The 13,862-nt window shown below is 36.4% G+C and carries 13 protein-coding genes; 3 read left to right on the top strand and 10 right to left on the bottom strand.

Annotated features, from left to right (window positions below):
- Positions 1–57: 57 nt before the first annotated feature.
- The 7 genes from KBP46_RS04605 to KBP46_RS04575 form a co-directional block, all read right to left on the bottom strand.
- Complete coding sequence (locus KBP46_RS04605; protein WP_216444761.1) at positions 58–378, bottom strand: four helix bundle protein; 321 nt, start codon at positions 376–378, stop codon at positions 58–60.
- A gap of 89 nt (positions 379–467) precedes the next feature.
- Complete coding sequence (locus tag KBP46_RS04600; protein ID WP_062670092.1) at positions 468–1,649, bottom strand: acetyl-CoA C-acyltransferase; 1,182 nt, start codon at positions 1,647–1,649, stop codon at positions 468–470.
- A 118-nt stretch (positions 1,650–1,767) separates the two neighbouring features.
- Positions 1,768–4,161: a 3-hydroxyacyl-CoA dehydrogenase/enoyl-CoA hydratase family protein gene (locus KBP46_RS04595; protein WP_216444760.1), complete on the bottom strand. Its 2,394-nt coding sequence runs from the start codon at positions 4,159–4,161 to the stop codon at positions 1,768–1,770.
- A 53-nt stretch (positions 4,162–4,214) separates the two neighbouring features.
- Positions 4,215–4,667, bottom strand: coding sequence for a MarR family winged helix-turn-helix transcriptional regulator (locus tag KBP46_RS04590; RefSeq protein WP_062671553.1), 453 nt, complete (start codon positions 4,665–4,667; stop codon positions 4,215–4,217).
- A gap of 165 nt (positions 4,668–4,832) precedes the next feature.
- Positions 4,833–5,756 (bottom strand): ABC transporter ATP-binding protein, encoded by a 924-nt coding sequence (locus KBP46_RS04585; protein ID WP_216444759.1) that lies wholly within the window; start codon positions 5,754–5,756, stop codon positions 4,833–4,835.
- Between the two features lie 527 nt (positions 5,757–6,283).
- Positions 6,284–7,255: an iron ABC transporter permease gene (locus KBP46_RS04580; protein ID WP_216444758.1), complete on the bottom strand. Its 972-nt coding sequence runs from the start codon at positions 7,253–7,255 to the stop codon at positions 6,284–6,286.
- A gap of 23 nt (positions 7,256–7,278) precedes the next feature.
- Positions 7,279–7,839, bottom strand: a complete 561-nt coding sequence (locus KBP46_RS04575; RefSeq protein ID WP_062670082.1) for a TlpA disulfide reductase family protein — start codon at positions 7,837–7,839, stop codon at positions 7,279–7,281.
- A gap of 33 nt (positions 7,840–7,872) precedes the next feature.
- Here KBP46_RS04575 and KBP46_RS04570 point away from each other — a divergent pair, with 33 nt between their 5' ends.
- Both KBP46_RS04570 and KBP46_RS04565 read left to right on the top strand, forming a co-directional pair.
- Positions 7,873–8,997, top strand: a complete 1,125-nt coding sequence (locus tag KBP46_RS04570; protein ID WP_216444757.1) for a ferredoxin--NADP reductase — start codon at positions 7,873–7,875, stop codon at positions 8,995–8,997.
- Positions 8,994–9,611 (top strand): vancomycin high temperature exclusion protein, encoded by a 618-nt coding sequence (locus tag KBP46_RS04565; protein WP_062670079.1) that lies wholly within the window; start codon positions 8,994–8,996, stop codon positions 9,609–9,611. The genes KBP46_RS04570 and KBP46_RS04565 overlap by 4 nt, the downstream gene beginning before the upstream one ends.
- On the opposite strand, the gene KBP46_RS04560 is transcribed toward KBP46_RS04565, so the two are convergent.
- The gene (locus KBP46_RS04560; protein ID WP_062670078.1) at positions 9,608–12,217 is read right to left on the bottom strand and encodes a BamA/TamA family outer membrane protein; all 2,610 of its coding nucleotides are present in this window, start codon (positions 12,215–12,217) and stop codon (positions 9,608–9,610) included. The two genes, KBP46_RS04565 and KBP46_RS04560, sit on opposite strands and share 4 nt — an antisense overlap.
- On the opposite strand from KBP46_RS04560, the gene KBP46_RS04555 reads away from it, so the two are divergent.
- A complete protein-coding gene (locus KBP46_RS04555) occupies positions 12,203–12,928 on the top strand; it encodes an RNA methyltransferase (RefSeq protein ID WP_216444756.1) in 726 nt (241 codons plus the stop codon). The genes KBP46_RS04560 and KBP46_RS04555 overlap by 15 nt on opposite strands.
- 80 nt (positions 12,929–13,008) lie before the next feature.
- Here the strand turns inward: KBP46_RS04555 and KBP46_RS04550 are convergent, their stop codons facing one another.
- Both KBP46_RS04550 and KBP46_RS04545 read right to left on the bottom strand, forming a co-directional pair.
- Positions 13,009–13,509 carry a hypothetical protein gene (locus tag KBP46_RS04550; protein ID WP_062670076.1) on the bottom strand — a complete coding sequence of 167 codons (501 nt, stop codon included), beginning with the start codon at positions 13,507–13,509 and terminating at the stop codon, positions 13,009–13,011.
- A gap of 3 nt (positions 13,510–13,512) precedes the next feature.
- Positions 13,513–13,821 carry a phage holin family protein gene (locus KBP46_RS04545; RefSeq protein ID WP_034694332.1) on the bottom strand — a complete coding sequence of 103 codons (309 nt, stop codon included), beginning with the start codon at positions 13,819–13,821 and terminating at the stop codon, positions 13,513–13,515.
- Positions 13,822–13,862: the final 41 nt, after the last annotated feature.

Here is a 13,862-nt window from a genome sequence, read left to right as displayed (position 1 = left end):
TAGACTTTTATACTGTCTATTTTCTTTCGGTCCATTATCTCCTAGTCTTTTGTTTTCTTAGTCCCTGTTTAAAGTATTCTGAAATACCATTGTTGCTTTTTGAAATTCTTCAATCTTAATTTCAAAGATTTCAGTTTTTTCATCAGATAAATATTTTCTATGATTTGCTAACAATATTTGTGTTTGCAATTCAAATGAAGAACCTAAAGAAATATCCAAAAAATGACTAAAAGACTTATTTGTCCTGCTTGAACCTTCAGCTATATTTGATGGAATTGAAATTGCAAATCTGTCCATTTGATTTTTCAAACCATACTTTTCATAAGTCGGAAAAGTATCTGTAAGATCTAAAGTTAATCTTGATAATTCCATACTCATTTGCCAAATTTTAAGCTTTTTAAAATTGTGCCTCTTAAAAAATCATTCATTCATTTTTGGTGTCTTTAAGTCTATTATCTATCCGTCTATTAAAGAAGTTCAAAAATAGAAGCTGCTCCTTGACCGGTTCCTACACACATAGAAACCATTCCGTACTTGTTGCCTCTTCTTCTCATTTCGTCAAGAAGTTGTACTGTCAGTTTTGTTCCTGTACATCCAAGCGGGTGACCAAGGGCGATTGCTCCTCCGTTTACGTTTAAGATGTCAGGATTTAAACCTAATTCTTTTTTAATAGCAACAGATTGAGAGGCGAAAGCTTCGTTAAGCTCGATCAAATCGATATCTTTTAATTCTAAACCAGCCTGTTTCAATGCTTTTGGAATAGCATAAATTGGCCCCATTCCCATGATTCTTGGTTCTAATCCGGCTGCAGCATAAGCCACTAATCTTGCCTCAGGCTCCAGTCCTAATTCTTTTACCATTTCCTCACTCATTACCATTACGAAAGCCGCTCCGTCACTCATTTGAGAAGAGTTTCCGGCAGTTACGCTTCCTCCGTTGGCAAATACAGGTCTTAGTTTTGCTAATCCAGCTAAAGAAGTATCAGCTCTAGGCCCTTCATCTACAGAGAAATCAAACTTTTTAGTCTGCAGTTTCTGATTTTCGTCCAGGAAATTATATTCTACAGGAATCGGAACAATCTGGTTGGCAAATTTACCTTCCTGATTAGCTTTTAAAGCCTTCATATGAGATTCAAAAGCAAACTGATCCTGTTCTTCTCTTGTAATATTATATTGTTTTGCAACTTCTTCCGCTGTGTAACCCATTCCCCAGTAATAATCAGGGTTTGTTTTTGCGATATCCGTTTCAGGAACCGGCTTATAACCTCCCATAGGAATATATGACATAGATTCTGTACCACCCGCGATGATACAATCTGCCATACCAGCCTGAATTTTCGCAGAAGCAATAGCAATTGCCTCACTTCCTGATGCACAATATCTGTTCACGGTTACTCCCGGAACTTTATCGGTATTTAACCCCATCAAAGAGATCAGACGCGCCACATTAAGCCCTTGTTCAGCTTCCGGCATTGCGTTTCCTACGATAAGGTCATCAATTCTATTTTTATCTAATTGTGGTAGCTCAGCCATTAATTTTTCAATAACGGTAGCCGCCATGACATCAGGTCTTGTAAATCTTAAACTTCCTTTTGGAGCTTTTCCAACGGCAGTTCTGAAACCTTTTACTATGTATGCTGTCTTTGACATTGTTTTATTAATTAATTGTTATAAAAATTAACCATACTGTTTGTCATGCTGGAAGCATCTATTCAATGTTTGGATCCCTTCGGAATGACAAAGTGTTTGTTAATTATTTTTGAAAGTATTAGTTTCTTAATGGTTTTCCGTTCTGTAACATGTACTGGATTCTCTCCAGAGTTTTTCTTTCTCCACAAAGCTGAAGGAAAGTTTCCCTTTCAAGGTTCAATAGATACTGTTCCGTTACAACTGTTGGCTCTGATAGATTTCCACCTACCATCACGTTGGCTAGTTTATCAGCAATTTTCTTATCGTGTGCAGAAATAAAGTTTCCGGTTAACATCTGGTCAGTTCCTACGTAGAACATTCCTAATGCGTCTTTACCCAAAACTTTTACTTTCTGTTCGATGGGCTGGGTATAGCCTTGTTCTGCTAATAGTTTCGCTACTTTTTTCGCTTCAGCAATCTGTCTGTTTTTGCTTACGGAAACGATGTCTTTTCCTTTTTCAAGGATTCCCATATCGTAAGCTTCGTAAGCAGAAGTAGCTACTTTACCCATAGCGATGTTCATGAAAGCATCACGAATTCTGTTATTTTTAACATCATCATTGTGGAATTCTCTGGAAGTTCTTAAAGTCAATTCTTTAGTACCACCACCACCAGGAATGACTCCAACTCCGGTTTCTACAAGTCCTATATACGTTTCTGCCGCTGCAACCACTCGGTCTGCATGCATGGTCATTTCGCATCCTCCACCTAAGGTCATTCCGTGAGGAGCAACTACTACAGGAATAGAAGAGTAGCGTACTCTCATCATTGATTTCTGGAAGTAAGCGATTGCCATATTCAAATCATCCCAATCCTGCTCAATAGCCATCATAAGAATCATGGCAAGGTTAGCTCCTACAGAGAAGTTAGCTCCCTGATTTCCTACAACCAATCCATCATATTCTTTTTCTGCCAAATCAATCGCTCTGTTTAATCCGTCAAGAACTTCACCTCCAAGAGAGTTCATTTTTGAACGGATCTCAAAGTTGATAATTCCGTCTCCCAAATCTTGGATAGCAGCCCCTGAATTGCTCCAAAGCGTTTTATTTTTTCTGATATTATCTAAGATGATGAATGCATCCTGACCAGGGATCTTGTTGTATTCTCCTGAATTTTTATCAACGTAAATGCTTTGACCCTCGTCATTAACTTTATAGAAAGTTTCTACATTTTTCACCCAGTCAGAAACTTCGTATCCTGCATCTTTTGCCAGTTCAATACCTTTCTGAACACCTACAGCATCCCAGATTTCAAATGGACCGTTTTCCCATCCGAAACCGGCTCTCATCGCATCGTCAATTTTATAGACCTCGTCAGAGATTTCAGGTACTTTGTGCGAAACGTAAGCAAATAATGCTCCTAAAGACTTTCTGTACAATTCACCAGCTTTATCTTTACCACCAATTAATACTTTAAATCTGTCAATCGGTTTATCTATAGATTTTGTTAATTCCAGAGTAGGGAAGGATGATTTTCCTTGAAGTTCATACTCCAAAGTATCAAGGTTTAATCCGTGAATTTCAGATTTTCCTTCTGCATTTTTCACTTTTTTATAGAAACCTTGTTCTGTTTTTGAACCTAGCCATTTATTATCCATCATTTTCTGGATATAAGGAGGAAGGGCAAATACATCATTGAAGTCATTCGCTTCAGCACCGCTTTGACGAACTCCGTTGGCTACCATTACCAAAGTATCAAGACCTACAACGTCAGCCGTTCTGAATGTTGCAGATTTTGGACGTCCGATTACGGGACCTGTTAATTTATCAACATCAGAAACGGTAAGTCCTAATTTCTGTACATTGTGAAGAAGATCCATCATAGAAAACACCCCAATTCTGTTGGCAATGAAAGCTGGTGTATCTTTGGCTAAGACAGTCGTCTTACCCAGGAATTTCGCTCCGTAATTCATATAGAAATCGATGATTTCAGGAGCTGTATCGTTTGTTGGGATAATCTCTAAAAGGGGAAGATATCTTACCGGGTTGAAGAAGTGTGTTCCGGCAAAGTACTTCTTGAAATCCTCGCTTCTCCCTTCTGTAAGGAGATGAATAGGAATACCGGATGTATTGGAAGAAATTAATGTTCCCGGTTTTCTGAACTGTTCAATTTTTTCGTACACAGACTTCTTGATATCAAGTCTTTCAACGACTACTTCAATGATCCAGTCGGTATTTTTTATTTTCGGCAAATCATCATCGAAATTTCCGATTTTGATTCTGTCTGCAAACTTTGGTGAATAAAGAAGTGCAGGACTTGCTTTTTTAAGTTTTTCAAAGTTTTCGGAAGCAATTCTGTTTCTTACTGCTTTGTCATCTTTGGTCAAACCTTTTTTCTGTTCAGCTTCAGTAAGTTCAAAAGGAACAATATCCAAAAGTGATACTTCAACGCCGATGTTGGCGAAGTGAGCAGCGATTCCGCTTCCCATAATTCCTGAACCAAGAACCGTTACATGTTTGATTCTTCTTTTCATATGTAAATTTTTATTTGTATAAGATGATATGAACCCGAAGGCTTCATCATAATTTATTTTCGGTTATTTAATAATTCGTTGGCTATTTTCATGATTTCACCCATCACATCTTTGAAAGCCTCCAGTTTTTCCGGAGAAATTTTTTCCATCACCTTCTTGTTGAAATTCACAACGACTTCCTTAGACATATTTCTGGAGTTTAATCCTTTATCTGTAAGTTTGATGATCACCTCTCTTTTATCAGTGGTGGTCTTCTCCTTATAGATGTATCCGTTATCTTCAAGAAGCTTGATGATTCTCGTTAATGAAGTGGGTTCAATAGCCATCTTCGGTCCAAGATTGGTACTTCGAGTTCCTTCTTTAGGATCTATTTTTAAAAGTGTGAGTGCCTGTACCGCTGTGGAATCATGTTCCTGGGCTAATTCTGTGTACATTTTAGAAACAGCCAGCCAGGTCTGCTTTAAAATTAAATCTACGTTTTCTATTTTTTCCTTATTATGATCCATCATTTTTGCGCCAATGGTTTTACCCAAATTTAATAAATATTATGCATGCATAATATTTATTAACGTTAAATTTTGTTAATAGGCTGTAAATAAATGGATTAAATTGTATGATTAGCATAATACTATGCATGCATAGTATGTGGATAAATCAAAGAAAATCAAGTATTAATGAATGTTTGAGACTAAAATGATAATTTCTTCAAAATATTCACATTGATAGGTAGCGGAATCTTTAGTAATTACCCAAAATGGGTTCTGAAATTCGAAATTCAGGTCAGACAGGTCTTTTTGGAAGTTTTTTTGAAGCAGAGAATACAGCATTTCCTTGTGAAACTGTGGTGCAGAGATCACCGGCGGAATAAAGGTCTCATTGATTTGAAATAAGGAAGCATTCGTAAGTTCATTATGCTGAAGCAAAATGTCCTCAACAATTCCGGAATACAAATGATTTTCCTTTACATACCATATTTTGTCTGCGAATTCTTTGGCCAGTCGCCAGTCATGAGAAGAAAACAGAATAAGCTTGTTCTGTTCCTTAGCCAGCTTTCTCAGGGTTTTTAGAATGATGATTTTATTTTTTTCATCCAAATGGGTAGTAGGCTCATCCAGAATGATAATAGGCGAATTTTGGGTAATAGCACGGCCAATAAACGCTTTCTGAAGATTGCCATCTGATAGGTTTTTCAAAAGAGTATATCGGTACTGATTAAGATCCAGTTCTTCAATAATATGTGCAACTTCATCGCGGTCTTCTTTTTTTAATTCAAAATAAAAAGGGTAGTAGATATACTTTCCCAGAGAAATAAGATCTTCAACGGTATAATGCTGTGGAATAACTGACTTTGAAAAGACAATGGCAATATTCTCCGCAATCTCTTTTACCGAAAGATTTTTTACATTTTTTCCGTTAATAGAAATTTCCCCATTCAGTAAAGGGAGCTGATGCAGGATAGATTTGATTAATGTTGTTTTCCCTACACCGTTATTACCAATCAACAGGCATACATCACCAAGCCTTAAATCTGCATTGGCATTGGAGATTAATGTGGTATTGTATCCGATATTTGCCTGTTTGATCTGTAGGTGCATTTAATACTGACTTTAATGATTGATACTTATTGAAAAAATGAATAAAAGTAAAAATAGAATAATAGGAGATAAACTCAAAAGAATGTATAGGATTTTCCTTTGCTTTATTTTAGAATAACTATTAAATGCTAATATCAAGGATAAAAATATAGTAGTTGGAAAGATTATAAGGTGAGTTAAGTTTGCAAAAGTATAAATCCAATGTAAATCTTTATGCATTCTAAAAATGTCTGAAAATCTAACAAAAATAAAACTGATTACAAATAACAAAGTATTTGTAAAAATTATTTTTTTTTGTGTTTTTTCAATTTTCATTGTTTCGTTTATAACTATATAAGTTTTACTTAATAAATCATGCTGAAAGCATCTCGACAAAGTAATTTAGATTCCTTCGGAATGACACAGTATGATTGATTTCCTTTTTTATCTAGTGAAGTAAGTTATAAAATTATTCTCAAATTCTATGGGTTATTTTCCTGACCCCGTATTAATTTTGAAACTGGTTGTCTGGTTTGTGTATATCACGATCATACTTTATTCTGTTTCAACAGCATCATCAGAATCACAGGAATCCCGAATACAGAGCTTATTACATTCAAAGGAATCTGTGTTTTTTCGGCAATGACAGAGAAAAATAACATAATAAGCATTCCCAGAAACATATTAAGAATCCATTGCTGCCATAATCTGGATGGATTATAAACAAGTCTGCAAAAGTGTGGCACAATGATTCCAGTAAACAGAATAGGTCCTAAAAATGCAGTGACAGAAGCGGATAAGAGAGAAGACGCCACGATTATTAAAAGTTTCAACTGTTTCAAATTTACACCTAAACTTTGTGCATAGGAATTACCCAGAGAATTTCCAATGAGTGGTTTTATCGCTCTGAAGCAGATCAACATTCCGATTAAAACCAGAACGGAAAGTACATAGATCTGATTCCTCGTTACCATATTATTCGCTCCGAAAGACCATAAAATATAGTTTTTAAGACTCTGATTTTCTGCATAAAACTGAAGCAGAGAAACAATAGCTCCGGCAAAAGCAGATACCAAAAACCCGAAAATAATAAGATATGATTTGTCCTGAAATCTATTGGACATAGAGAGGAGTACCAACATCAACAGTAAGCTTCCTACAATAGCTGATAAACTGAGAAAACTATTCTGTAAAAATTCAGGAAGGGAAATAGTATGGGAAAAGAAAATATAAAAAGCAACTGATAAACTGGCGACTGATGTTATCCCCAATATATCAGGTCCTGCCAGTGGATTTTGAAAATATTCCTGCATCAGGAAACCAGAAGTAGGAATAGAAATCCCAGCCAGCATCATTACTAGGACACGGTTGATACGGATTTCAGCAATCTGGCTGTGCGCAGAATCCTGAAAGAAGTCCTGGAAGCTTAAACTTAAAAATCCTGTGTTCAGATTAATAATTGCGCTTGCAATAATGGCAATCACGAATAATAAACACAGGATTTTAAATCTTTTTGACATGATTCAGAAAGAGTTCAGTCTATTTATTTTAGGAAAGAATCGATTTTAGAATTCAAAACATCTTCCGTCATCATTCCCAGATATTCGTCAGTTTTATCACCTTTTCTCATGAAAGTAAAGGGAATAGAACCTCCGTCCCATTGTTTGAAGTTGTTGTGAAAGAAGTTTGGATCTAATTTTTGTCCATCCAGTAGGATAATGCTGCCTCCCAATTTATTTTCTGCAGCAAAATTTTTAACAGCACCAGCCCAATCTGCCTTATCATCAAGGTTCACGAAAGTGAATTTTACAGGTTTGCCTTTCAATTCCTCCATTTTACTTTTAAAACTTGGAATTTCTCTGATACATGGGCCGCACCAGGTTGCAAAAAAATTGGTTACATATAAAGTATCATTATTTTTTGCCAAATGCTGGCTTACATTTTCAGGGGAAAGTTCTTGGGGGATAGCTGTACTTCCTTCAGGTTCTGTAGTTTGAGATACAGAAACAGGGTCTGCGCCAGCTGTGTCTTCAGTTTTCTGACCTTCTTTTTTACAGCTGTACAGTGCAGTAAGAAGTAACGTGGATAAAATTATCTTCTTCATAAATTATTTTTTATCTATTTTTGAATTGAAGTTATGGAACAACAAATCTATAAAGGGAAACTGATACAGTTTCATCCGTTAAAAATAGCGAAAAAGGAAGAGCTGACCAAAAATACTTTTTCTCTGGAGTTTGATATTCCTGAGAATTTAAGAGAAAATTTCAGGTTTGAAGCCGGGCAGTTCGTCAGTATAAGATTTCAATCACATGGGAAAGAAGTTATTAATGATTATTCAATGACTTCAGCTCCTTATGAAGAGAAAATATGTCTGGGGATAAAGGTGAATTCCTCTGAAGGAGCTACTTCGCAGTTATTTCAAAATTATAATGCTGGTGATGAACTTTGGGTAAGTGAACCTTCCGGGAGATTTACCATTGTATCCAAACCCAGTGAATTCAGAACTATTGTTGCTTTTGCAGCAGGCATTGGAATTACCCCTATTTTAAGTCATTTCAAAAATATTCTTCACAATGAACCCAGAACGCGGTTGTTTTTATTTTTTGGAAATAAAAGTTCAGAAGATTTAGTCTATCGCGAACAGCTGGACAACCTTGCCAGAACATATGGTGACAGGCTTCAGATATTTTATTTCTTTTCTCAGGAGAAAACAGCAGATCAGTTTTTCTATGGCAGACTGGATGAGAAGAAGTTACATTTGATCATCAATCAGATCCTTCATTTGGATGATACAGATGAAGAATCCACCATTTGGGATGCCGTGGATGAAGTATTAATATGCGGAAAAGGAGAAATGATCAAGACATTGGCCAATGCATGTTATCATCACGGAATTCCGAAAAAGAATATTCATTTTGAACTTTTTGAAGAATTTAATGATGATATTTATCCTGTAGAAAAAGAATTTCCTCTGATTGAAAATATTGAGGTCGAATTTACCATGCTAGGGAAAAAATATACGACCCAGCTTCCTGATAACAAGGATAAAATCCTTCAGCAGCTTCTGATGAAAAAGTTTCCTGTCCCTTATTCCTGCAAATCCGGAATCTGCGGAAGTTGTGAATGTTCTTTAGATGAAGGAGAAGTAGAACTGTTAGAAAATGAGTATCTTACCGAAAAAGAGGAAGAGCAGGGACATATTTTAGCCTGTATGTCTATTGTGAAAAGTAAAAAAATAAAGCTTAACTTTGATCTTAGTTGAGAGTTATTAGGAACATATTTAACCTTGGGTTTATATCACTGGAATTGGGAGTTCTGATGATATGCTTCTGTAATGTGTGGGTTTTCGGGCTTACCAATGGGAGAACTTATACCAAAATCTCAAAAATTCCACCTCGTGAAATTGCTTTGGTTCTGGGAACATCTCCAAAAATGAGATCCGGAAAATCCAATCCTTATTTCACCAAAAGAATGGATGCCACAGCCCTTCTTTACCATCATGGGAAAATCAAGAAAATTATAGTAAGCGGGGAAAAAAGCAAAGGTTATAACGAACCGGGAGCAATGAAAAACTATCTGATCAATCAGGAAGGTGTGCCTGAAGATATTATTGTGGAAGATCCTAAAGGTTTTAATACCTATAAAAGTATTCTTCGTTGTAAGGATGTTTATAAGAAGAAGAATGTCATCATTGTATCTCAGGGATATCACAACCTGAGAGCATTGTTTTTTGCAAGAAATAATGATATGAATGCTTTGGGATTTGATGCGCAGGATGTCACAAAACCCGAGAGTTTCTACAGAAACCAGACGAGGGAAATCCTCGCCCGTGTGATTGCTGTAGTCTATTTTATTTTAGGCGTTTCTCCGGATTAGAAAGGATATCCGAACGCGATATTAACTGTTGGTTTGAAAGGCTGGATGAATTTGAATCTCCATCGGTCGCCTTCAGGTTTATTCGGGTCATAGATCTTATACGCAAGGTCAATTCTCGCCGTTACGTAGGCAATATTTAATCTTAATCCGAATCCACTTCCGATACCCACCTGTTTCCAGAACTTACCGAACTTAAATTCATCTCCATATCCATCGTTATAGTTACGAAGACTCCATGTATTTCCGATATCGGTAAATAAAGCGCCTTCATAAGTTTTATTGAAAGGAATTCGATATTCAATATTAGTGGTAAGCTTTAGATTGTCTGTCATATAGGTACGAACTCTTTCATCCACCTGGGAATCTGCAGGACCTAATCCTCCAAAGGCTACCCAGGCTCTGATATCGTTGGAACCTCCGTTGAAATAAGACTTGATGATGGGCATATCCTGAGAGTTTCCGTAAGGTATTCCAACTCCGATAAACTGGCGCAGCACCAATGTCTGGTTTCCGTTAAATTTGAAATATTTTCTTGTATCAATATCAAATTTTACAAACTGTGCGTAAGGCAGTCCGAAAATAGTTCCTTGCGGGCCGGTAACAATACCTCCGCCGTTATCTTTTTTATTGAATATACTTAATATATTTCCCGCAAGCTCCACTTTTCCGTTAAAATAAAAGGCATTTGGATATTCTTTCTTTCCAATTTCACTATAGACAAAATTGTAGATCATGGAAGAAATAAGGACATCCTGAGTTTGTCTGTCTTTGTTCACCAATGTTCCGGTAAAGGCTGTTAAAAGATCTCTTCCCTGCTGATTAAGGCTTCCACGGTAAGCATCGTTCTCAATAATCATTTTGGAAACTTCATCTACACTGAGTTTTCCATCTTTGTAATCTTGTCCGGTCTGCGCAGTTTCCGGGTTAAACATAAAATAATTTCCAAAAACTTCATCTTTTACCCTTCCGTCATTCACAAAGTAGTCATAGTACGCATCTTTATTTTTTGTCAGACTGACCTGAGTATTGAATAAAGTAAGCTTGTGATACACCTGATCATTAACACTTGCCTGATAGTTCAGTCCCGTATTGAAAATCAACCTTCCCAAACCGATGTTGTTCTGTATGGATGCCCCCAGCAAAATAGATGATGTAGGCGTGTATCGTTTTGGAATGAATTTATAATAATTAAAAGGAAGCAGCAGTCTTGGGAAGTTCAGGGATGCCTGAGCTGATATTTCGTAGGCTGCAACTCTTTTACTGATATCTTTTGTACTTCTGATAGAACCAAATGTTCCTGAAAGACTGGTAGAAAGGTTTTCCGCTCCTCTAAAAACATTTCGGGTGGTAAGGTCCACAGAAGGGGAGATCCCCAGGTTTAAAACCTGAGAATAGTTAATATCTGTTCCCACTTTAAGTTCGTATTTCGGAAGTGGTTTCAGTACATACAAAACATCTACAATACTGTCGTTTGGAGAGGTCATTCCGCCTTGTCTAAGTGAGTCTCTTGCTTTAACGATGCTAAAGTTATTCATCGATAAAAGATTTCTCTTGGTTACGTCCAGTTTCGTTTGGTCAAAAACCTTTTTACTGTCCGGAATAATAGCTCTCCACACCGATGAAAGTTTATATTTATCATTCATCGTATGGAATCTTATTCTCCTTAAGCTATCTTTTTTGGTGTTTTTAGGATAATCACCGGGTTCATCCACAATGGCAACATCAATATTTCCAAAAGTGGCTATTTTATAAGGGGTATCCAGGGAATCTTTATGAATTTCCAGGGTTAAAGGAACCTGTTTTCTGCTTTTAAGGGAATCTGCAACGAAATAAACTTCATCATTGGAAGCATTGAACCTGTAGAAACCAAACTCTCTCATCAGATCCGTAATTCTGGTCACCTCTCTTTCCAGAACGGTCTGGTCAAGGATCTGTCCGGATCTTACAAGACTTCTGTTCAGATTATAGTTGTAATACCCTTTGATCCCCTGATCCGGAATATTATAGAAATAATCCTTGATACGTGTAGGATCATTATGTTTGATGGAATAATTAACCGATGCTTTTTTGGAAGCGGAATCCAGTGTATGTTTAAAATTGACATCAGCATCCCAATATCCCCTGTAGGTAAGTCTTTTCTTGATAGATTCAGCACTTTTTTCACTTCTTGTCTGATCAAGAATAACCGGCGGTGTTCCCCAGTTGTGCAGTAAACGGTCGAAAAGAAGACTTTTTCCGACACTGCTTTTCATATTATATTTAAGGAATAAAGAATCTCTCAGCTTCTGATTTCTCATCTCACCGGGATAGGTCATATATTCATTAAGTATGGTGTCGTATTTCGGATCCGCCATATTGTACAGAAGGAGACTTAATGGCATGAAAAGGAACTGCTTTTTATTGGGCTTCTGCTGAATATAATCTTTAAGTTCCTCATCGAAAAATACTTTCTTATCCTCGAACTCTAAACTGTTCTTGGTAAGCAGATATTCGCCCTCAGGAACTTTTTTTGTCGTACTACAAGCATAAAGGAGACCAACAAATGTTGCAAATGAGATAATTTTATAATATTTTTGAGGAGAATTCTTATAATGCTTACAGCTCATACAATAAAAGTTTTACAATCTTTAGATAAAAAGAAGTTCAGACAAAAATACAATTTGTTTTTGGTTGAAGGTAATAAAATCATTTGTGAACTTTCTAATTCTAACTTTAAAGTTAAAGAAATATTGTCAACCGATCCACAAAAATTGGACCGTACTGATATCCCTGTTACCCATATCTCTGAAAATGAATTAAAAAAAATAAGTTTTCTTAAAACTCCAAAAGATTCCGTGGCGGTATGTTACCTTGCCGAGGAAGAAAAATGGGAAGATAAGAATATACAATTGGTATTGGATGGAATACAGGATCCCGGAAACCTGGGAACCATTATACGTCTTGCAGACTGGTTCGGGATCGAACAGATCATCTGTAGTGAAGATACCGTAGATGTGTACAATCCGAAAGTCATTCAGGCAACGATGGGATCTTTTACCAGAGTGAATGTGGTGTATACTGATCTGGTGGAATATCTTTCCAAAACAGAGAATGTAAATATCGGAACGGATATGGAAGGGGAGAATATTTATACTTTCCAGAAACCCGAAAAGCTAAACCTTATTTTAGGAAATGAAGGAAACGGAATGAGACCGGAGACGGAAAAACTGGCACAAAAAAGCATCAGTATTCCTAGATTTGGAAAATCCCAGTCTACAGAAAGCCTCAATGTGTCAATGGCTGCCGGGATTATTTTAGGACAGTTATTTTCAAAATAGAAAATCAGAAACCAGAGGTTAAAAATTATTGTAAAATATTACTGAATAATATCCGGCGTCTGGTTTCTGATATCTGATTTTTATATCAATTGCTCCATACTTGAAACACTTTTATTTTTCTGATAAACCTCCATCTTTTTTCTGACATATTTCAGAGCAATAGGAGCAAGGTAAATCAATGCTGCACCAATCAGTTTTTTCTTCCAGTTGGAACTTTTCATATTCTTTTTGGCATAGTTCCCTACGATAGCAGTAACCCCTAGTTTTACAAGCCCGTCTGTAAGGTTTCCTCCTTTGAAAGCAGAGCTCGCAATACCTACAGCTGTATTTTTGCTGATCAGAAGATCTTTTACTTCTGAAGTAAGCTGTTTGGCAATGACATCTTTTCTTAAAACTACTTTTTCATCACCGTCTTCATCAATCTTTTCCTGAAGATACTGATCACTTAAACCATTGGTAAATGCACTTAAGCTTTCTTTTGTATTTTTGAAGGTAAGAAGATTTTCCAGATCACTTATTTCACCCTGAAGCAGTTTTTTCTTTCTTCTTAATTCTTCTATGCTCTCGTATTTTCTGCCCATAGTTTAATGATTTAAAAATTTAATAACCTGATCTGCAACAGTATTCACAATTTTAGTTTTGAAGGCAACTACAAACGCCATTACCAGCGCATAAAATGCAGCCACAATTAAGAATCCATAGGAATAATTATCCAGTGCTTTTCCGATAAGGAAAGCGATTCCAAAGTTGAAAAGGATAATAAAAAAAGCAAAAGCAACAAGCAGTACTACAAAGTAAGTAATGAGCCCGGCAGAAAGTGACGACTTTTCAGTCGCTTCAATTTTCAGAAGATCTATTCTCTTGGAGGCGTATTCTTTAATAGTTTCTATCATTGTTTTTTTTTAAAGTTACAAAAAAAGGAACTTTCGCACAA

Source organism: Chryseobacterium sp. PCH239 (assembly GCF_018924625.1).
Taxonomy (GTDB): Bacteria; Bacteroidota; Bacteroidia; order Flavobacteriales; family Weeksellaceae; genus Chryseobacterium; species Chryseobacterium cucumeris.
The sequence above is the reverse complement of the archived record's forward strand: the minus strand, read 5'-3'. Positions and strand labels throughout refer to the sequence as shown.